This is a genomic window from Micromonospora inaquosa, assembly GCF_003857055.1.
In the GTDB taxonomy this organism is placed as follows: domain Bacteria; phylum Actinomycetota; class Actinomycetes; order Mycobacteriales; family Micromonosporaceae; genus Micromonospora; species Micromonospora inaquosa.
This window is the reverse complement of sequence record NZ_QGSZ01000190.1, coordinates 23,678-43,394: the sequence shown is the minus strand read 5'-3', so window position 1 is coordinate 43,394 and position 19,717 is coordinate 23,678. Positions and strand designations below refer to the sequence as shown.

Here is a 19,717-nt window from a genome sequence, read left to right as displayed (position 1 = left end):
CAGCGGGGCGGGGTGACGGCCCGGGCGGTGGTGACCGGCATCGGGGTGGTCGCGCCGAGCGGCATCGGCGCGGACGCGCACTGGCGTACGGTGCTCGCCGGCACCCGCAGGACCGGACCGATCACGTTGTTCGACCCGTCCGGCTATCCGACCCGCTTCGGCGGGGAGGTGCCCGGCTTCACCGCCGACTCCTACGCCGACAGTCGGCAACTGGTGCAGACCGACCGGTGGACGCACCTCGGCTTCGCCGCCACCCGGCTGGCGTTGGCCGACGCCGGGTTGCCCGACCGGGCACCTGACCCGTACGGCTACGCGGTGACCCTGGCCAGTTCGTCCGGGGGCAACCTGTTCGGTCAGCGGGAGTTGCAACGACTGTGGGGCGGCTCGTCGCGCACGGTCGGGGCGTACCAGTCGATCGCCTGGTTCTACGCGGCCAGCGTCGGTCAGCTCTCCATCCACCACCAGTTCAAGGGCCCGAGTGGGGTGCTGGTCGCGGAGTCGGCCGGCGGGTTGGACAGCCTGGCGCACGCCGCCCGTGCGGTGCGCCGAGGCACTCCGGTGGTGATCGCCGGGGCCACCGAGTGCCCGTTGAGCCCGTACGCGTTGGCCTGCCAGCTGCGCTCGGGGCTGCTCAGCGACGTCGCCGACCCGGAGCGGGCGTACCGTCCGTTCGACGCCACGGCCAGCGGTTACCTGCCGGCCGAGGGGGGAGCGGTGTTCGTGGTGGAGGAGTTGGGGCACGCCCTGGCCCGGGGTGCCCGGGTCTACGGCGAGGTGAGCGGGTGGGGCGCCACCCACGATGCCGCGCACACCACCGCGGACAGTGTCGGTGACCCGGCCCAGTACGCGCGGGCGATGCGCCTGGCCCTGGACCGGGCGGGCGTCGACCCGGCCGGAATCGACGTGGTGCTGCCCGACGCGCTCGGTGTGCCCCGCTACGACCGCAGCGAGGCGGAGGCCCTGCGGGCCGTGTTCGCCGACCGGCCGCCTCCGGTGACGACCCAGAAACCGCTGACCGGTCGGGCGTACCAGGGCGGCTCGGCGTTGGACGTGGCCACCGCGTTACTCGCCTTCGCCCATGACACGCTGCCCGCGTCGGCGGGGCCGGACGAGGTGGCCGAGGGCTGTGAGCTGGACTTCCTGCGGGAGCACCGCCGGCCGCGCAGCCGGCTCGCGCTGGTGTGCGCGCGCGGCTTCGACGGGTTCAACAGCGCGCTGGTCCTACGTGGGGCCGCGCCGATGAGGGGAGAGGCGTCATGAGCGAGCAACGGGCCCGGGTGGTCTTCCTGGTACGGGTGCCGGTGCCGCGCACCGAGCGGTTCCTCGCCGCGTACGAACAGGTGCGGCACCTGGTCGCCGGGGGCGTGCCGGGGCACCTGGTCGATCAGGTGTGCCGTTCGTCGACCGACCCGGAGCAGTGGTTGATCACCAGTGAGTGGGCGAGCCTGGCCGACTTCGAGAACTGGGAACGCAGCCCGGAGCACCGGGAACTGGTGCGCCCGATGCGGGAGTGCTTCACCGACGCCCGTTCGTTGCGCTTCCACATCCACGCCCAGACGCCGGCCCTGGCCTGACCGTCCGCGCTGTCGCGCGTTCTCGGGGGTTCCGATATCGCCGCGGGCGGGTTGACGCAGCGCGTTCATCGGATGGCAATGCGCGACGGCCCGCGTGCCGCCGTCCTGGGTGGACAGACATAATAGGGCCCATGGTTGCCTGGGAGTACGCCCTGCTCGTCCGTCGCTATCAAGGACAGGGCCGCAATTTTCACGTCTCGTTCGTCTGGTACGCGCCGGACGGGTCACGCAAGGACATCACCGCCTACGGCGACACGGCCATCGCGCACCTCAATCGCGCCGGCCGGGAGGGGTGGGAGCTCGTCTCCGCCGCCGAGGACGTCAACAACGTCCAGGGCAGCACCGAAGTGCACCGCTACCACCTGAAGCGCCCCATGGCCTGAGAGCCGCCGTCCGCGCCGGCCCCGCCGCCGGTGGCACGTCCCTGAGTGAGCGATATACCGCTGGGTCATAACCATGACCCAGCGGTATATCGCTCGTCCGGGCGAGTGTCACCGACGGCGTCACCGTCGGTGACACCGCCGCTCAGCCCAGGTCGATGGCGGGGTAGAGGGGGTGCGTGGCCAGCAGGTCGGTCGCCTGGCGGGCGACCTTGTCGGCCAGGCCGGGGTCCAGGGTGTACTTCGCCTTCGACGGGGTGCCGTCGGCGTTGGCGCCGGCGGTGGTCTGGGCCAGCACGGTGTGGATCAGCTCGGCGGTCTGGTCCATCTCGGCGGTGCCGAGACCCCGGGTGGTCAACGCCGGGGTGCCGATCCGGATGCCGGACGTGTACCAGGCGCCGTTCGGGTCCTGCGGGACCGAGTTGCGGTTGGTGACGATGCCCGAGTCGAGCAGGGCCTGCTCGGCCTGCCGGCCGGTGAGCCCGTAACCGGAGACGTCGATCAGCACCAGGTGGTTGTCGGTGCCGCCGGTGACCAGCTTCGCGCCCCGGCGCAGCAGCCCCTCGGCGAGCGCCTGCGCGTTGTCCACGATCCGCTGGGCGTAGTCGGCGAAGTCGGGCCGGCGGGCCTCGGCGAGCGCGACCGCCTTGGCGGCCATCACGTGCGGCAGCGGACCACCGAGCACCATCGGGCAGCCCCGGTCCACCTGGTCGGCCAGCTCCGGCTGGCAGAGCACCATGCCGCCGCGCGGGCCGCGCAGGGACTTGTGCGTGGTGGTGGTGACGATGTGCGCGTGCGGCACCGGGTCGAAGTCGCCGGTGAAGACCTTGCCGGCCACCAGGCCGGCGAAGTGCGCCATGTCGACCATGAAGGTCGCGCCGACCGAGTCGGCGATCTCGCGCAGGATCCGGAAGTTCACCTTCCGGGGGTACGCCGAGTAGCCGCCCACCAGGATCAGCGGCTTGAACTCGCGGGCGGCCTCGGCCACCCGGTCGTAGTCGATCAGGCCGGTTGCCGGGTCGGTGCCGTAGCTGCGCTGGTCGAACATCTTGCCGGAGATGTTCGGCCGGAAGCCGTGGGTGAGGTGACCACCGGCGTCCAGCGACATGCCGAGCATCCGCTGGTTGCCCAGCTCCCGGCGCAGCGCGAACCAGTCGGCCTCGGTGAGGTCGTTGACCTGGCGGACCTGGGCCTTCTTCAGGGCGGGCGACTCCACCCGGTCGGCCAGCACCGCCCAGAACGCGACCAGGTTGGCGTCGATGCCCGAGTGCGGCTGCACGTACGCGTGCGCGGCGCCGAACAGCTCCCGGGCGTGCTCGGCGGCGAGCGCCTCGACGGTGTCGACGTTCTGGCAACCGGCGTAGAAGCGGCGGCCGACGGTGCCCTCGGCGTACTTGTCACTGAACCAGTTGCCCATGGCCAGCAGGGTCGCCGGAGAGGCGTAGTTCTCGCTGGCGATCAGCTTGAGCGACTCCCGCTGATCGGTCAGCTCGGCGCCGATGGCGTCGGCGACCCGCGGCTCGACGGCCCGGATCACCTCAAGGGCGCTCCGGAATGCGGTGGACTCGGCGTTGCGGGACATGCGACCTCCAACAGACGTGCGGGAAGGCCCAGGCGCTCGGCAAACGTCCACGTGACGAGGCCGCTCCCCGATGGTTTTCCATCCCCACGCGCCAGTAACGGCCTGGGCCGATCCTACCGGGCCGGGCCTGGTCGTTCGGGCCGCCCTCCTGGAGGCGACCCGTCGAGGTGCGCCGAAGGGCCCGGCAGGGTGCCGGGCCCTTCGGTGTGAGCGGCGACCTCAGGCCGTCACCGCATCGAGCGCCTTCTTGATCGCCTTCGGCGCGGTGGGGGTACGCGGCGCGTCCGCGCGCAGCGCGATCATCTTCTCGCCGATCTCCTGGAGCTGCTTGCGGCCCAGCGCGTCGCGGACCTTGGGGAACCACTCCTGCTCTTCCTCCTCGACGTGGTGGGTGACGTTCTCGATCAGCACTGTCGTCTTGGCGTTGAACCGCTCGTCGCCGGCGTCCATGGCGGCCAGTTCGGCGCAGAGCACGTCGGCGACGTGGTGTTCCTCGTACGACTCGAGGATGTCGTCCTCCAGGTCGGGCAGCAGCCGGCGGACCTCCGGGTACATCACCTCGTTCTCCAGATAGGTGTGCACCGTCAGCGCCTCCAGGATCTGGTCCACCAGCTTCTGCCGCTGACTCGCCGGCCCCTCCTCGGCGTCCTGGAAGGCCTTGAACAGGCGGCGCATTTCCTTGTGGTCCTCTTTGAGCAGGACGATGGCATCGGTCGACACCGGTATGACCTCCCTGAAAAGTCTCGGCTGGTGTGGTTCCGGTACCCCCACGCCGAATACGGAAACAGGTGAAACCGCCTCAGACCATGGCGAGGGTGCGGGGGATCTCGTCGAGCAACTCCCGGGCCAGAAAGCCGATCCGGCCGTAGCGGGGGATCAGCCGTTGGCCGCTCACCGAGTGCGCGAACGAGCCCCAGCAGGCCGCCTGCGCCGGCTCGGCACCCCGCGACAGCAGCCCCGCCAGCAACCCGGCGAGCACGTCCCCGCTGCCGGAGGTGCCCAACCCGGCGTCGCCGCTCTCCTCCCGCCAACCCCGCCCGTCCGGGGCGGCCACGTGCCCGTACAGCGACACGACCGCCTCGTACCGGGCGGCCACCTCGGCCGCCTCGGCGTCCAGGTCGTCGCCCGGGTCCCGCCCGAGCAGGTGCCCGGCCTCGGTGACGTTGGGGGTGAGCACCACGGGTCGACCCGAGCCGACCAGTAGGTCCGGTGCGTGGCTGAGCGCGCCGAGGGCGTACGCGTCGAGCACCAGCGACGTGTCCGGACGCGCCGCCTCCAGGACCAGGTCCAGCAGGCGGTTGGTCTCGTCGATCGCCTTCAGACCCGGCCCGATCGCCACCACGTCGGCCTGCCCGACCAGGTCGCCGAGCTGGCCGTCCCGGTCGGCGGCCACCGCGCCGTCGGCGGTCTCCGGCAGGCCGACCACCAACGCCTCGGGCACCTGGATGCTCAGCGCGGCGGCGGTGGACTCGGCGGCGGCGAGCTGGAGCACCCCGGCCCCGGCGCGCAACGCGGCAACCCCGGCGAGCAGCACCGCACCCGGCGTGAAACGGGAACCGCCGACCACCAGCACGGTGCCCCGGCTCTCCTTCCCACCGACCGGCACCGGCAGCGCCCAGTCCCGCAGCAGACCCGGCGTGATCACCTTCACCTCAGACCGGCTCGGCATGGATCTCGTCCTCCCTGGTGGGCTGGGCGCCCTGTCGGTGCAGGTGGCCCACCTCGTTGAAGCCGGCAAGCGTCAGCCGCTGCTCCGCGTCGGCGGACCAGTCGGTGATGGAGCAGTTGGCGATCACGTGCTGGCGGGTCAGCGCCATCAGGTCCGTCTCGGTCAGCCCCTCGATCAGGTAGCGCAGCAGAAAGACCAGCGCGTCGTGGCCGAAGAGCAGAACACGCTGGCCCTCGTGGTCTCGGCGCAGGTCGCCGAGGAGCGTGCGCAACCGCAGCGCCACGTCCGTCCAGGACTCTCCGCCCGGCGGCCGGTAGTAGAACTTGCCGAGTCGTTCCCGGCGCGCGGCCTCGTCCGGGTACCGCTGACGTACCCCGTGGCCGGTCAGCCCGTCGAGGATGCCGAGCTCCCGGTCGCGCAGCCGCTCGTCCCGGCTCACCGGGATGTCGGTGCCGTGCAGTGCCAACTCGGCGGTGGAGACTGCCCGCAGGTACGGCGAGACCACCGCCACGTCCGGCCGACGGTCCGGGGCAAGCCCGGCCAGCCAACGACCGGTGGCCTGGGCCTGCTCCTCCCCGGTGGGGGAGAGCGGCACGTCGGCGTCGCGGTTCCTGAGGCCGATCAGCTCCTCACCGGTCGCCTCGGCGTGTGTCGCCGCCACGTTCGCGGTGCTCTCACCGTGCCGGATGATCCAGAGCGTCGCCAGTTCCGCCATGCCGACCCCCTACCCGGGTGCCCACGGCGGTAACCGTGGCCCGGCCGATCGCACGCCGCCTGACGACCGTGCAGGCCAGCGCCGTCCTTCGGGGCAGCGCCGCGAGGGGTTGATGGGGAACAATGTGCTCGACAGCCAACGGGGGGGGGTGTCGACGGTGACCGTCGTGCGAGGTTTGCGGGAAGCGTTTCTGATGTTCGTGATGGGCGGGGTGCTGGTCGCCGTCGCGGCAGCGATCTGGGTGGCGATCGCCGGCGGTGCCTACACCAACCGGCTGGGCATCGGCTTGGTGGTGGTGGGCGGGCTCATCGGCGTGACGGGCGACCTGACGCTGAGCCGGATGGGCATGCTCGGCCCGCGCGCCACCTTTGGCGCCGCACCGGAACGGGAGACGACCGACGGTGGCCAGGTGCTCACCGGCGTCGGCATCTTCCTCTTCGTCGGGCTGCCAATGATCGTGGTGGGCGTGCTGCTGATCACCTGACCGGGTGCGCCAGCCCCGCCGCCGCCGGACAGTTCCGCCGCCGCGCTGCACGGGTGTCCATTCGATGGCCGTACGGCGTGCCTGCGCGTCGTACCCTCGGCAGATGGCGACGGCGGCGGAGGAGATCCAGGTGGGGGAGCGGCTGGTCCGCGTCTCCAGCCCCGACAAGCCGTACTTCCCGGAGCGTGGGCTGACCAAGCTGGACGTGGTCAACTACTTCCTGGCGGTGGGTGACGGCATCCTGCGCGCGCTGCGGGACCGGCCCACCATGCTGGAACGCTGGCCCCGCGGTGTCTTCGAGGGCGCGACGATCGCCACCCGGCAGACCAACCGGGGCGACGCGTTCTACCAGAAGCGGCTGCCGGCGGGGGCGCCCGAGTGGGTGCGGACCGCGCACATCACCTTTCCCAGTGGCCGTACCGCCGACGAGGTCGCGCCGAGCGAGCTGGCAGTGGTCATCTGGGCGGCCAACCTGGGCACCCTGCGGTTCCACCCGTGGCCGGTCACCGCCGCCGACGTGGAACGCCCCGACCAGCTGCGCATCGACCTGGACCCGATGCCCGGCGTCGGCTTCGAGCAGGTGGTGCCGGTGGCGCACGAGGTGCGGGCGTTCCTCGCCGAGCTGGGCATGACCGGCTACCCGAAGACCACCGGCGGTCGTGGCCTGCACGTCTACCTGTCGATCGAGCCGCGGTGGAGCTTCGGTGACTGCCGTCGGGCGGTGCTCGCGCTCGGCCGGGAGATGCAGCGTCGGCTGCCGGACCTGGTCACCACCACCTGGTGGCGCGAGCAGCGGGACCGGCCGGTCTTCGTCGACTACAACCAGATGGCCCGGGACCACACGGTGACCTCGGCGTACTCGATCCGACCGACGCCGGCCGCGCTGGTTTCGGCGCCGTTGGACTGGTCGGAGCTGGACCAGGCCCGCCCGGAGGACTTCGACGTGCTCAGTATGCCGGCCCGGTTCGCCGAGCGCGGCGACCCGCACGCCGGCCTGGACGGCGACCGGCACTCACTGGAGCCGTTGCTGGAGTTGGCCGACCGCGACGGGCTGGAGGCCCCGCCGGAGCGCTGAGCCCGGCCGGTCACGCCCAGGGGCTGCCAGTCCCGTCGAACTCCTCGAAGACCAGCCAGGTGCGGGTGGACAGCACCCCGGGAATGCTCTGCACCCGGCCCAGCACCACATCGCGCAGCGCCGCGTTGTCCGGGGCGCGCACCAGCGCGAGCACGTCGTGGTCACCGCCGAGCAGCGCGGCGTGCTCGATGTAGCGCACCCGGGCCAGCTCGGCCGACACCTCCCGCCAGGTGTTCTGCTCGATGGTCAGGGCGATGTACGCCGACGTGCCCAGCCCGGCCGCCGCGGGTGCCACCTGGGCCCGGAACCCGGTGATCACCCCGTCGCGGAGCAACCGCTCCACCCGCGCGTACGCGTTGGTGCGGGAGATGTGGATCCGTTCGGCGAGGGTGCGCACCGACGTCCGACCGTCGCGGACCAGCTCGTCGAGGATCCGCCGGTCGACCTCGTCCAGGGATCTGGCCGATCGTCCCGATCCCGCGCCCCGGCTCGCTTCGTCGGCGGTCTCCTGGCTCACTGACCGGCCCTCCGCATGCCAACCGTCCCGCCTTCCGCGTCGATCTTGAGTCAATCATCCAACAGGCGGAAGCATAGGCCCACCACACGTCCCAGGAGGTTCCGCCGTGATGACCACTCCCCAGGCGGTCCGCAGGGCATCCCCGCGCGCCCGTCGAACGGTCACCCCGCCCGACCCGGCCCGCTCGTTGCTGCCGGACGTCGAGCCGGTCCGCCTGCTCGCCGAGAACGGCACGCCGCTGCCCGCTCGCGCCGACTACCCCGAACCCGCCGCCGAGGTGCTGCGCGAGCTGTACCGCCGGATGGTGCTCGGCCGCCGCTTCGACACCCAGGCGACCGCCCTGACCAAGCAGGGCCGGCTCGCCGTCTACCCGTCCTCGCGAGGCCAGGAGGCATGCCAGGTCGGCGCGGTCCTCGCGGTCCGCGACACCGACTGGGTCTTTCCCACCTACCGCGAGTCGACCGCGCTGGTTGCCCGGGGCATCGACCCGGTCGAGGTACTCACCCTGCTGCGCGGCGACTGGCACTGCGGCTACGACCCGACCGAGGTCCGCACCGCACCGCAGTGCACCCCCCTCGCGACCCAGTGCGTGCACGCCGCCGGGCTGGCGCACGGCGAGGCGTACCAGGGTCGCGACACCGTGGCGCTGGCCTTCATCGGCGACGGTGCCACCAGCGAGGGCGACTTTCACGAGGGGATCAACTTCGCCGCCGTGTTCAAGGCGCCGGTGGTCTACTTCGTGCAGAACAACCGGTACGCGATCAGCGTCCCGCTGTCGCGCCAGACCGCCGCGCCGTCGCTGGCCTACAAGGGCGTCGGCTACGGCGTACCCAGCGAGCAGGTCGACGGCAACGACCCGGTCGCGGTGCTCGCCGTGCTCACCCGCGCGGTCGCGCACGCCCGGGCCGGCAAGGGGCCGTTCCTGGTCGAGGCGCACACCTACCGGATGGAGCCGCACACCAACGCCGACGACGCCAGTCGCTACCGCGACGGCGCCGAGGTCGACGCCTGGCGGGACCGGGATCCGATCACCCGGCTGGAGACCTACCTGCGGGCACGCGGTGTGCTCGACGACGCGGCGGTCGCCGAGATCGCCGAGCAGGCCGAGTCGTACGCGGCGGACCTGCGGACCCGGATGAACGAGCAGCCCACTGTCGACCCGCTGAGCCTCTTCGACCACGTCTACGCCGAGCCCACCCCGCAGCTGATCGAACAGCGTGAGCTGGTCCGCGCCGAGCTGACCGCCGCTCGCGCCGAGGAGGGTGACGCCTGATGGCCACCACCATGGCGAAGGCGCTCAACACCGCGCTCGCCGACGCGCTCGCCGCCGACGACCGGGTTGTCGTCTTCGGCGAGGACGTCGGCGCGCTCGGCGGCGTCTTCCGGATCACCGACGGCCTGCAGGGCCGCTTCGGTGAGAAGCGCTGCTTCGACACCCCGCTCGCCGAGGCCGGCATCGTCGGTTTCGCCGTCGGCCTGGCCATGTCCGGCCTGCGGCCGGTGGTCGAGATGCAGTTCGACGCGTTCGCGTACCCGGCGTTCGAGCAGATCGCCTCGCACGTGGCGAAGCTGCGCAACCGCACCCGGGGCGCGCTGAGCGTGCCGATCGTCATCCGGGTGCCGTACGCGGGCGGGATCGGCGGGGTCGAGCACCACTGCGACTCGTCCGAGGCGTACTACGCGCACACCCCCGGGCTGAAGGTGGTCACCCCGGCCACCGTCGAGGACGCGTACTCGCTGCTGCGCGAGGCGATCGACGACCCCGACCCGGTGGTCTTCATGGAGCCCAAGAAGCTCTACTTCGCCAGCGCCGAGGCTGAGTTGCCGACGCGGGCCGAGCCGTTCGGCCGGGCCGTCGTGCGCCGGCCCGGTCGCGACGCCACCCTGGTGGCGTACGGGCCGGCGGTGCCGGTCGCGCTGGAGGCCGCCGAGGCCGCCCGGGAGGAGGGGTGGGACCTGGAGGTCGTCGACGTGCGGACCATCGTGCCGTTCGACGACGCCACCATCACCGCCTCGGTCCGGCGCACCGGTCGGTGCGTGGTGATCCAGGAGGCCCCCGGCTTCGCCGGTGTCGGCGCGGAGATCGCCGCCCGGGTGCAGGAGCGTTGCTTTCACGCGCTGCACGCCCCGGTGCTGCGGGTCGCCGGGCTGGACATCCCGTACCCGGCGCCGATGCTGGAGCACACCCACCTGCCCGGCGTGGACCGGGTGCTCGACGCGGTGGCCCGCCTGCAGTGGGACGACCAGCCGGACGCGCGTTGGGCGGCGGCATGACCACCGTCGAACGGACGCAGGTGTTCCTCCTGCCCGACCTGGGCGAGGGGCTGAGTGAGGCCGAGATCGTCGAGTGGCGGGTCGCCGTGGGTGACGTGGTCACCGTCGACCAGAGCGTGGTCGAGGTGGAGACCGCCAAGGCCGTCGTCGACGTGCCGTGCCCGTACGCCGGCCGGGTGGTCACCCTGCACGGCGCGGCCGGTGAGGTACGCCCGGTCGGCCAGCCGCTGATCACCATCGCGCCGCTGGACGGGGGCGACGAGCCCGCCGGGCACGCCACCTACCGGGAGGAGGAGCGGGCTGGCTCCGGCAACGTGCTGATCGGGTACGGCACCGGCCACGGCGGCGCGACCCGCCGTCGGCGTCGCCCCCGTCTGGCGGTGGCGCCCGAGCCGACCGACTACCCGCCGGGCGCGACACCTGACACTGCCGCCGGGAGCAGCCCGGCGAACCCGGGTTCGGCGCCGGTCGTCGCACCGGCCGGCCCGACCGGGAGCACCGCGCTGGTCATCTCGCCGATCGTGCGGCGGCTGGCCCGCGAGCACGGCGTCGACCTCGGCACCGTGCGGGGCACCGGGCCCGGGGGCGTGATCCGCCGCGCCGACGTCGAGGCCGCGCTGACCGCCCCCACCGCCCGGCTCGCCGCCGTGCCGGACCCGCAGGTCGCCGCCGCCCCCGCCGGGGACGGCGACGTGATCGTCCCGCTCACCGGCGTCCGCAAGGTGATCGCCGACAAACTCTCCCGCAGCCGGCGGGAGATCCCGGAGGTGACCATCTGGGTCGACGTGGACGCCACCGGGCTGCTGGAGACCCGCGCCGCGATCAACGCGGCGACCCCCGACGCGCCGGTGAGCATCCTGGCCCTCCTGGCCCGGATCTGCCTCAGCGGGCTGCGCCGGTTCCCGCAGCTCAACGCCCGGGTCGACACCGAGGGGCAGCGGATCGTCCAGTCCGCCGGGGTGCACCTCGGCATCGCCGCGCAGACCGACCGGGGACTGCTGGTGCCGGTGCTGCGCGACGCCCAGCGGCTCACCACCGCCGAACTCGCCGCCGAACTGGCGGCGACCACCGCCGCCGCGCGGGCCGGCAGCCTCCCGCCGGCCCGGCTGACCGGTGGCACCTTCACGCTGAACAACTACGGGGTGTTCGGCGTCGACGGCTCCACGCCGATCATCAACCACCCCGAGGCGGCCCTGCTCGGGGTCGGGCGGATCGTGGACAAGCCGTGGGTGGTCGACGGTCAACTCGCCGTCCGCAAGGTCACCCAGCTCAGCCTCACCTTCGACCACCGCGTCTGCGACGGCGGCGTGGCCGGTGGCTTCCTGCGGCACGTCGCCGACTGCGTGGAGCGCCCGGCGCTGCTGATCGCCGCCGTCTGACGCGTACCCCCGGCCCCGGCGCTGCCCGTGCGGCGCCGGGGCCGGTGCACGTCCGGGGGTTTCCCGGCGGTGTGTTCGGGCCGGGGGTTTCCCGGCGGTGTCAATGGGAAGTCGGCGCGCACCGAACGCGTCGAAGGGAGCCGGCCTGTGGCCGTGGCGAACGAGCTGCTACTGAACTCGGTCCGGGTGCGGCGGCCCGCCGCCGCCGGCGCGCCGCTGTACTGCGACGCGCTGGAGTACGGGCTGACCGGCGACGGCTCGACCAACGACCAGCCGGCGCTGGCCGCCCTGGTGGACCGCCTCGGCGCCGGGTACGCCTCGGACGGGCGGGCCCGGGTCATCTACTGCCCCCCGGGCATCTACTCGATCCGGGACGCGGGCACGGTGTGGCGCAGCGGGGTGTCGCTGATCGGGGCCGGCCCGGCGGCGACCCGGTTCATGCTCAGCAATGAGGGCAACCGGGCCGACCCGACCCCGTTGGCCTTCTGGACCACGGTGCAGCACGGCGCCGACCGGGACCGGCACATCGCCGACTGCACCTTCTCCGACTTCCAGATCGACGGCTCCGGCGTCGCCATGGCCGAGTACAACTACCTGGCCAAGGGCCTCGGCCTGCAGTACGTGGTGCGGGGTGTCTTCCGTAACCTCTACATCCACCACACCGCGGCCAGCGGGCTGGGCTGCGACTTCCTCCAGGACTCCCTGATCGACGGTGTGGTGGTGGTCGGCTGTGGCCGACTGGACAACGGCGAGCAGATGGGCGGCGCCGGCATCGGGATCGGCATCGGCGGCTGGGGAGCGGTGGAGCGGCTGACCATCGCCAACTGCACCGCCCTGGCCAACGGCACGAACGGCATCTTCCTGGAGCTGCAGAAGGACTACTGGACGCCCCCGCGCGGCTACCGCATCATCGGCTGCCACAGTCAGGGCAACCGTTTCGGCATCTCCGACTGGGGCGCCGACGGCCTGATTGTTTCCGCCTGCACCATGACCGGAAACCTGGAGGCCGGCTTCGACGTGTCGTCGCAGGGCACCTCGACAGTGGCCGGGCGGGGCGGACTCGTCACGGACTGCGTCATCGACGGCAACCTGCGCGACGGGATCAGCCTCGGCAACAGCCCCGGACCGTACATCGTCCGGGGCAACCGGATCAGCGGCAACGGCCAGCACGGCTACCACTCCCGCGACCTCAGGCGCGGTTACCAGGGCCCGATCCGGGACGTGGTGATCGAGAGCAATGAGTTCTGGGGCAACGGCCTCGACGCGGTCCGGATCGACCACCAGATGAGCGACGCGGTCCTTCTCAACAACCGGATCCGCAACAACGGGCGGCAGTACGGCCGGGCCGCCGGCGGTGCGGGCGAAGCCGTCCGCTACAGCGAGCGGAGCCTGGTGGACCGCACCGCCGACTGGCCGCACGACGGGCACCGCGGCAAGATCCTGCGGGTCGGCCGGTCCGTGGCCACGGTGGCCGCCAACACCGGCGACGAACTCACCCTGGCCCCGGTCCGCCCGGACGCGTTCACGGCGTGGAGCGGGGCCGTGCCGCCGCCGGGCTGCGGGTACGAGCTCGACCCCGCACCCGGGCAGCGGGCCGGCATCACCATCAACGCGGCGTTCGACTCGGCCACCATCCGCGGAAACCGGATCTGGGACAACCACGACAACCAGACCCAGACGCACGGGCTGTGGATCACCGGGCGGGGCAGTTGCGTGGACTGCCGGGTCGAGGACAACGACCTCGCCGGCAACGCCGAGGACGGGATGCGGCTGGACACCCCGCCGGTGGGCGGACGGTGGCGGGACAACCACCTGGACAGCGACTGGAGCTGAACGACGTGCGGCGGCGGCCGGAAGGATCCGACCGCCGCCGCTGTCCTGGTTGAGTTGGTCAGCCGGCCAGGCCGGCCACCGGGGTCGGGTCCAGCACCACCGTCGCCGAGGCGGACTGCGGGGGTACGCCCGGGTCGGTCGGCGCGTCGGTGTACTCCGCGACGAACACCGCGGTCAGGTTGTCCGCGCCGCTGTGCCCACCGTCGAGGAAGGTGGGGATCGTCCCGGAGCAACCCGTCGAGGTGGAGAGCGGGTGCCCGTGCTCATCGTGCCCGAGCACGTAGGTGACCTTCACCCGCGAGCAGTCCACCGGCAGGTCGTCGGTGACCTTCACCTCGTACGCGACCGTCTGCCCGAACTCGAACGGCTGACCGGCCACCGGGGCGACGAACTCGACCAGCGGTGCGGTCGGCCCGACCACCAGCGGCAGGTATGCCGAGGCGGACCGTCCGGTGCGGTCGGTCACCTTCAGCGTCGGCGTGTACGAGCCGTTCCTCGGGAACGTCCAGGTCGCGTTCGGAGCGGTGCTGTCCACCGACCCGTCCGCGTTGAAGTCCCACGCGTAGCTCAGCTTGTCGCCGTCCGGGTCGGTCGTGCCGGCGCTGGAGAACGCGACGGTCAGCGGGGCCTGCCCCACGGTCGGGTCGGCGCTGATCTTCGGGATCGGCGTCCGGTTGCCCCGGACGAAGTCGATCCGGGACAGCTGCGCGTCCGGGTTCTCGGCGAAGTAGCCGTCGCCGTACTCCAGCACGTAGAGCGCGCCGTCCGGGCCGAACTCCATGTCCATCGGGTTGTCCACCACCAGCGACGGCACCACCGGGCGAATGTCCTTGACGTCGCCGTCGGAGTCGAGGCGGAACTCCTTGATGTAGTCGCGGGTCCACTCGTAGAACAGCGGCACCCCGTCGTAGTAGGCCGGCCAGCGCGTACGCGACGTGCTGGTCCCGTCGTAGTCGTACGCCGGGCCACCCATCGGGCCGATGCCGCCGGCGCCCAGCTGCGGGAAGTCACCCGAGGCCGCGGAGGGGTACCAGACCTCCGGCTGCTCGACCGGCGGCAGCTGGCGCTTGCCGGTGTTGTGCGGCGAGTCGTTGACCGGGCGCGCGCAGTTGAACTTCTTGCCGGACTGGCCGGTGGCGAAGTCGTAGTCGCGGTAGGCGATCGTCGGCGTCACGCAGTACGGCCAGCCGTAGTTCGCCGGCTTGTCGACGAGCATCCACCGGCCGTGCCCGGCCGGCCCGCGCTCCGGGTTCGGGTTGGAGGCGTCCGGGGAGTAGTCGCCCAGGTAGACGTTGTCGGTGCGCCGGTCGACGGCGAACCGGAACGCGTTGCGCAGCCCCATCGCGTAGATCTCGGGGCGGGTCTTCGCCGTGCCGGGCTTGAACAGGTTGCCCGCCGGCACCGTGTAACCGCCACCGGCCTTCGGCTTGATGCGCAGCAGCTTGCCGCGCAGGTCGTTGGTGTTGGCCGAGCTGCGCTGGGCGTCGTACGCCGGGTTGCGGTCGGCCCGCTCGTCGATCGGGATGTAGCCGTCGGAGGCGAACGGGTTGGTGTCGTCACCTGTCGACAGGTACAGGTTTCCCTTGCTGTCGAAGTCGATCTGACCGCCGACGTGGCAGCAGATGCCCCGGTCGGTCGGCACGTCGATGATCTGCTGCTCGCTGGCGAGGTTCAGCCGCATCCCGTCGAGCTTGAACCGGGACAACCGCAGCGCGCCCTTGAACCGCTGCCAGTCCGCCGCGGTGCCGGTCTCCGGCGCGTCCCCCTCGTTGACGTCGGGGGTGGCCGGGTCGTCCACCGGTGTGTCCATCGGCGGCGAGTAGTAGAGGTACACCCACTTGTTCTGGGCGAAGTTCGGGTCGATGGCGACCCCCTGCAAGCCTTCCTCGTCGTGCTCGTACACCGGGATGTCGGCGGCGAGGGTGTTCAGCCCGGTGCGCGGGTCGTGGATGCGGACCTCACCGGTGCGGGAGGTGTGCAGCACCCGCAGGTCGGGCAGAACGGCGAGGCTCATCGGCTCGCCCGGGAAGTCGTTCAGCGTCACTTTCTGGAAGCTGCTGTCCGGCGGCGCGGCGGGCGCCGCGGCCGCTGCCGACGGTGGTGCGGCCAGGCCGGCCGTCACCAGCAGCAGGGCGGACGCGAGTGCGGTCCTGTTCATCAAGTGTGTCCCCCGAGGTGGTTTCAGTACCGAAGTGAGGCGAGATAGTCGAAGCCGACGCGGGCGGTGTCCAGGGCGTCGGCGGGGGAGCGCGGCGCGGTGCCCGCGTCGTCACGCTCCACGATGTACTCCTCGATGCCGGCCTCCCGCTCGTGAGCGAAGATCCGGCCGAAGTCGATGACGCCGTCGCCGAGGTCGGCGAAGCCAGCCTCGACGTCGAGGTCCTTGACGTGCACCTGGCGGATTCGGCCGCGGTTGGCCCGGATCACGTCGACCGGGTCGTGGGCGCCCCGCCAGGCCCAGTAGAGGTCGAGCTCGAAGTGGACCAGCCGGGGATCGGTCTGCGAGCTGAGGATGTCGAACCCGGTCGAGCCGCCGGTCAGCGGCACGAACTCGAGTTGGTGGTTGTGGTAGCCGAAGTCGAGCCCCGCGCGTTCGGCGAGCCGACCGGCGCGGTTCAGGTCCCGGGCCAGGGCCCGGTAGACGGCAGGGTCCCGGATCGGCTGACCGCTCGCGTCCCGACCGAAGTACGGGTGGACGATCTTCTTGCAGCCCACCACGTTGGCGTCGGCGAGGGCCTGCTCCCAGGTGGCGGCGTCGAACGGCTGCGGGATGCCGACGTGCCCGGAGGTGGAACGTAGCCCGGCCTCGTCGAGCGCGGTCCGGAACTGTGCGGCGGTGCGTCCGACGAAACCGGCGTGCTCGACTCGCCGATAGCCGATCCGGCGCAGCGCGTCCAGGGTGCCGGGCAGGTCGACGGCGAGTTGATCACGCAGGGTGTAGAGCTGAATGCTGATCCGGTCCACCGGCACCCGGCGGCGGCCCTGGGCCTGCCCGCCGGCTGCGCCGGGTGCGGCGGTGGCCGGGCTGGCAAGCAGACCGGCGGCGCCGACGGCGGCCGCGGAGACGGTCGCGGCGCGCAGCACTCCACGCCGGCTGACCGGTTCGGATGCCGGTGTCGGCCCCGGTCGGTTGTCTTGTTGATCCATGGTGGTGGTCCCTTCCTGACGGCTGGTACGCCGTCGGCGGCGGTCGACCTGGCTGCCGTCTGCCGGACGCGCCGAACCGCCGGAGGCGGGCCTCGGCAGGACGGTGAGGGACGGCGCGCGAGTGCGGCCCGGACCCATCGGGAGCGGAACGCGGCGACCCGGCAGAGGTGGCGGCAAGTTGATCGACGAATGGGCAACCCTCTATCTGAATCGTGACCTTACCCTTGCCTCTGGACGAAGGCAAAGCTTTGTCGCGTTCGGCAGAAGCTTCGCTCCAGTTGACAAAAGTCCGCCCACGAGGTGCGCCGCCCCGGTCGGTACCTCCCGCGCCCGGGCTCGTGATCCACTCGGTTTCACGGAAGTCGCGGCATCCGAGACGTCCTGATGCCGCGACTTCATGCAACCCGAGTGGGTCACGAGCCGTCCGACCCGGCCCCAGGTGCCGTCGTCCGGCCGTCATTCGGACAGTCGACGTTGCTTCGCTCAAGCGGAGCAAAGTGCCTGACACGGGTCGGTTGAACGCCTGTTCCGCCAATGGGAACATTGCTGGAAAATGCTCCGGTAAATGCGCCGACGATTATTTCTGAATACGGCGGATACTCCTGTTGGGCGGGTCAGAATGTGGCGGAGGGAAGTCGAAACGGGGGGAATGAAACATGACGTCTAGGCGGCGATTGACGCTGTTGGCGGTAACCATCGCGGCCGCACCACTCGTCCTGGGTGCGTGCACCGCCGAGCGGGAGTCGGCGACCGGCTCGGCCAAGAAGCACGCCGCCGCGCCGGAACTCGCCGTGACACCAGGCGACAAGGCGCGCGACATCCCGCTCAGCGCCGAGGTGGGCACCGTGGTCAAGGGCGGGCGGGTCACCGGCGTACGCCTCACCGACGACAAGGGCAAGCAGGTCAACGCCGAGCCACGCGAGGACGGCTCCGGCTGGGTGCCGAGCGCCCCGCTGCAACCACGGCGGACCTACACCGCCGAGGTGACAGCGACCGGCGACTCCGGTGCGACCACGACCCGCACCACCACGTTCACGACGATGGCCAAATCGACCAAACCGCAGATCACCAGCACCCTCTATTTCGTCGGCAATCGGACGTACGGCACCGCGATGCCGGTAACGGTGGCGTTCGACCCGGGAATTCCGAAAGAGGCCAGGGCGGATGTGCAGCGGCGGTTGTTCGTAAAGACCAATCCGCCGCAGCCGGGCGCCTGGTCGTGGCTTGAGGATGGAAGTCAGGTCTATTACCGGGCGCCCGATTTCTGGAAGCCGGGGACCACCATCAGCGTCCGGGCCGGTCTGGAGGGTCTGCCGATCGGTAAGGACAAGGTCGGCGACGCCGAGCGGACCGCGACCTCCAAGATCGGACGACAGGTCTCGCTGGAGATCGACAATGCCACCAAGCAGATGACCGTGCTGCGCGACGGCAAGCAGATCCGCCGGATCCCGGTCAGCATGGGCAAGCCGAGCACGCCCAGCTCCAGCGGCAAGATGGTGATCATGGAGAAGCACGAGCGGACCACCTTCGACACCCGCGGTGAGCCCAACGGCGGCTACGTGGTCGACGTCGACGACGCCCAGCGCTACACCTGGGGCGGCGAGTTCATCCACTCCGCCCCCTGGTCGGAGGGGGACCAGGGCAGCACCAACGTCTCGCACGGTTGCGCGAACGTCTCCGCCACGGCGGCCGACTGGTTGATGGGGGTCACGCAGGTCGGTGATCTGATCACCGTAAAGGGCACCGAGGTGGAACTGCAGCCGGGCAACGGCTGGACCGCCTGGAACGTGAGCTGGGACGAGTTCGTCCGGGGCAGCGCCCTGCCGGTGCCGCCCGGCCTCAAGCCCGCGCCGGTCGCCCCGGCGCACCCGGGCGCGGTGGCCGGCGGATCGCCCGCGCCAGCGCCCTCGGTCAGCGGCCGCTGAGTCACCGACTGCGGTAGGGACAGGGCCGGCCCGCCACGACGGCGGACCGGCCCTGTCGGCCATCACCCCAGGGGTACGCGGGCCACCCCGGACCCGGTCAGGCTGCCCAACCAGAGCTGGTCGCCGTGCTGACGTACCCCGGTGATCATCGAGTAGTGCCCGTTCGGGCCGTGCAGCGTCCGGCGGACCGCGCCCGCGCCGTCGACCAGCGCGACCAGCCCGTAGCGGCGTGGCTGCGGCTGCATGGCGTCGGGCAGCAGAGCGGCGATCTGACGCAGCCGGGGATGGGGCAGCAGCCGCTCGGCGATCGGCACCCGGGGGCTGGGCAGCGCGATCCAGTACGTCCCGTCACCCACCGAGGCGAGATTGTCCGGGTACGCGGGCAGGTCGGCGAGGACCCGCACACCGCCGCTCAGCTCGACGCGCAGCAGGCGGTGGGTGCTGGTCTCCACGAGCATCAGCGCCGACTCGTCCGGGGTCAGCGCGATCCCGTTGGGGAAGTACAGCCCGTCGGTCACCACCTCGGTGCGGCCACTGCCCGGATGGTGGGCCAGCACCCGACCGTTGGGGCGGTGCTCCAGCAGGTCGCGCTTCCAGTGTGAGACCGGAAACCGATCGGAGCTGTCGGTGAAGTAGATGGTGCCGTCACGGCCCACCGTCGCGTTGTTGGCCAGGTGCACCGGGGGTGCCGTTCCGGTCAGTTCGCGTACCGCGCCGTCCGGTGTGACCCGCAGCAACCCGCGGTACGCGTCGCAGACCACCAGGGCCTCGCCGGACGGGTCCAGCTCGATGCCGAGCGGACGGCCACCGGTCTCGGCCAGCAGTTGGGGCCGGGTGCCGGCCCGCGCGTCGACCGGCCACCACCAGAGCCGACCGTCCTCGTCGCCGCTGATCACCCGCCCGGCGCCGTCGACCAGCACGTCCTCGGGGCCGACGGCGCCCGTGGGGAGGGGAAGCAACTCGGCCTGGTCGAGCCGGCGGTCGGTTGGGGCCCACGCCCCGGCCAGCGCCGGAGGGCTGGTCGCCGGCTCGCGGACGGGACGGATCAGCCGGGGCGGCCGGGGCCGGGGGATCAGCATCGACCTATTCTCCACCCGGCCGCCGGCGACCCCCGAACTCCGCGCCCGCGCGGCGCGCCGCGCGGGGCCCCTGACTCCACCCCG

At 71.9% G+C, this 19,717-nt stretch carries 18 protein-coding genes and 1 riboswitch; of the genes, 10 read left to right on the top strand and 8 right to left on the bottom strand.

All coding sequences use genetic code 11. The features are described 5' to 3' along the window. Positions 1–12: 12 nt before the first annotated feature. The 3 genes from DLJ59_RS12255 to DLJ59_RS12245 all read left to right on the top strand — a co-directional run bounded on the left by DLJ59_RS12255 (position 13) and on the right by DLJ59_RS12245 (position 1,957). On the top strand, positions 13–1,260 hold the full coding sequence (locus DLJ59_RS12255) for a beta-ketoacyl synthase N-terminal-like domain-containing protein (RefSeq protein ID WP_124772693.1): 1,248 nt from the start codon (positions 13–15) through the stop codon (positions 1,258–1,260). Further along, positions 1,257–1,574 (top strand): antibiotic biosynthesis monooxygenase family protein, encoded by a 318-nt coding sequence (locus tag DLJ59_RS12250; protein WP_124772627.1) that lies wholly within the window; start codon positions 1,257–1,259, stop codon positions 1,572–1,574. Before DLJ59_RS12255 ends, DLJ59_RS12250 begins: the two co-directional genes overlap by 4 nt. A gap of 122 nt (positions 1,575–1,696) precedes the next feature. Continuing rightward, positions 1,697–1,957 (top strand): hypothetical protein, encoded by a 261-nt coding sequence (locus DLJ59_RS12245; RefSeq protein ID WP_124772692.1) that lies wholly within the window; start codon positions 1,697–1,699, stop codon positions 1,955–1,957. A gap of 142 nt (positions 1,958–2,099) precedes the next feature. Here the strand turns inward: DLJ59_RS12245 and DLJ59_RS12240 are convergent, their stop codons facing one another. The 4 genes from DLJ59_RS12240 to DLJ59_RS12225 form a co-directional block, all read right to left on the bottom strand. Continuing rightward, entirely contained in the window at positions 2,100–3,536 is a 1,437-nt protein-coding gene (locus tag DLJ59_RS12240; RefSeq protein ID WP_124772626.1) for a glycine hydroxymethyltransferase, read from the bottom strand. A 19-nt stretch (positions 3,537–3,555) separates the two neighbouring features. Next, positions 3,556–3,645, bottom strand: a riboswitch (ZMP/ZTP riboswitch). Positions 3,646–3,755: 110 nt separating this feature from the next. Continuing rightward, entirely contained in the window at positions 3,756–4,256 is a 501-nt protein-coding gene (locus tag DLJ59_RS12235; protein ID WP_124772625.1) for a hemerythrin domain-containing protein, read from the bottom strand. 79 nt (positions 4,257–4,335) lie between these two features. Then, a complete protein-coding gene (locus tag DLJ59_RS12230; RefSeq protein ID WP_124772624.1) occupies positions 4,336–5,205 on the bottom strand; it encodes an NAD(P)H-hydrate dehydratase in 870 nt (289 codons plus the stop codon). Then, positions 5,189–5,920, bottom strand: coding sequence for a histidine phosphatase family protein (locus tag DLJ59_RS12225; RefSeq protein WP_124772623.1), 732 nt, complete (start codon positions 5,918–5,920; stop codon positions 5,189–5,191). Before DLJ59_RS12225 ends, DLJ59_RS12230 begins: the two co-directional genes overlap by 17 nt. On the opposite strand from DLJ59_RS12225, the gene DLJ59_RS12220 reads away from it, so the two are divergent. Beyond that, on the top strand, positions 5,892–6,404 hold the full coding sequence (locus DLJ59_RS12220) for a hypothetical protein (RefSeq protein ID WP_244235981.1): 513 nt from the start codon (positions 5,892–5,894) through the stop codon (positions 6,402–6,404). The genes DLJ59_RS12225 and DLJ59_RS12220 overlap by 29 nt on opposite strands. A gap of 103 nt (positions 6,405–6,507) precedes the next feature. Then, on the top strand, positions 6,508–7,479 hold the full coding sequence (locus DLJ59_RS12215; protein ID WP_124772622.1) for a DNA polymerase domain-containing protein: 972 nt from the start codon (positions 6,508–6,510) through the stop codon (positions 7,477–7,479). Between the two features lie 10 nt (positions 7,480–7,489). Here the strand turns inward: DLJ59_RS12215 and DLJ59_RS12210 are convergent, their stop codons facing one another. Further along, positions 7,490–7,996: an Lrp/AsnC family transcriptional regulator gene (locus DLJ59_RS12210; RefSeq protein WP_124772621.1), complete on the bottom strand. Its 507-nt coding sequence runs from the start codon at positions 7,994–7,996 to the stop codon at positions 7,490–7,492. Positions 7,997–8,105: 109 nt separating this feature from the next. Here DLJ59_RS12210 and pdhA point away from each other — a divergent pair, with 109 nt between their 5' ends. From pdhA to DLJ59_RS12190, 4 genes are all read left to right on the top strand, one after another. Next, positions 8,106–9,269 (top strand): pyruvate dehydrogenase (acetyl-transferring) E1 component subunit alpha, encoded by a 1,164-nt coding sequence (pdhA, locus tag DLJ59_RS12205; RefSeq protein WP_208648654.1) that lies wholly within the window; start codon positions 8,106–8,108, stop codon positions 9,267–9,269. After that, the gene (locus DLJ59_RS12200) at positions 9,266–10,270 is read left to right on the top strand and encodes an alpha-ketoacid dehydrogenase subunit beta (RefSeq protein ID WP_208648657.1); all 1,005 of its coding nucleotides are present in this window, start codon (positions 9,266–9,268) and stop codon (positions 10,268–10,270) included. Before pdhA ends, DLJ59_RS12200 begins: the two co-directional genes overlap by 4 nt. Further along, positions 10,255–11,649 carry a dihydrolipoamide acetyltransferase family protein gene (locus tag DLJ59_RS12195; RefSeq protein ID WP_124772690.1) on the top strand — a complete coding sequence of 465 codons (1,395 nt, stop codon included), beginning with the start codon at positions 10,255–10,257 and terminating at the stop codon, positions 11,647–11,649. Before DLJ59_RS12200 ends, DLJ59_RS12195 begins: the two co-directional genes overlap by 16 nt. A gap of 153 nt (positions 11,650–11,802) precedes the next feature. Further along, positions 11,803–13,482, top strand: a complete 1,680-nt coding sequence (locus tag DLJ59_RS12190) for a right-handed parallel beta-helix repeat-containing protein (RefSeq protein ID WP_124772689.1) — start codon at positions 11,803–11,805, stop codon at positions 13,480–13,482. 58 nt (positions 13,483–13,540) lie between these two features. Here the strand turns inward: DLJ59_RS12190 and DLJ59_RS12185 are convergent, their stop codons facing one another. Together DLJ59_RS12185 and DLJ59_RS12180 are read right to left on the bottom strand one after the other, a co-directional pair. Then, positions 13,541–15,640, bottom strand: coding sequence for a PQQ-dependent sugar dehydrogenase (locus DLJ59_RS12185; RefSeq protein ID WP_124772618.1), 2,100 nt, complete (start codon positions 15,638–15,640; stop codon positions 13,541–13,543). Between the two features lie 23 nt (positions 15,641–15,663). Continuing rightward, positions 15,664–16,629, bottom strand: a complete 966-nt coding sequence (locus DLJ59_RS12180) for a sugar phosphate isomerase/epimerase family protein (protein WP_124772617.1) — start codon at positions 16,627–16,629, stop codon at positions 15,664–15,666. Positions 16,630–17,285: 656 nt separating this feature from the next. Here DLJ59_RS12180 and DLJ59_RS12175 point away from each other — a divergent pair. Next, the gene (locus DLJ59_RS12175; RefSeq protein ID WP_124772616.1) at positions 17,286–18,554 is read left to right on the top strand and encodes a L,D-transpeptidase; all 1,269 of its coding nucleotides are present in this window, start codon (positions 17,286–17,288) and stop codon (positions 18,552–18,554) included. Positions 18,555–18,616: 62 nt separating this feature from the next. Here the strand turns inward: DLJ59_RS12175 and DLJ59_RS12170 are convergent, their stop codons facing one another. Further along, positions 18,617–19,633 carry an SMP-30/gluconolactonase/LRE family protein gene (locus tag DLJ59_RS12170; RefSeq protein ID WP_124772615.1) on the bottom strand — a complete coding sequence of 339 codons (1,017 nt, stop codon included), beginning with the start codon at positions 19,631–19,633 and terminating at the stop codon, positions 18,617–18,619. Between the last annotated feature and the right edge of the window lie 84 nt (positions 19,634–19,717).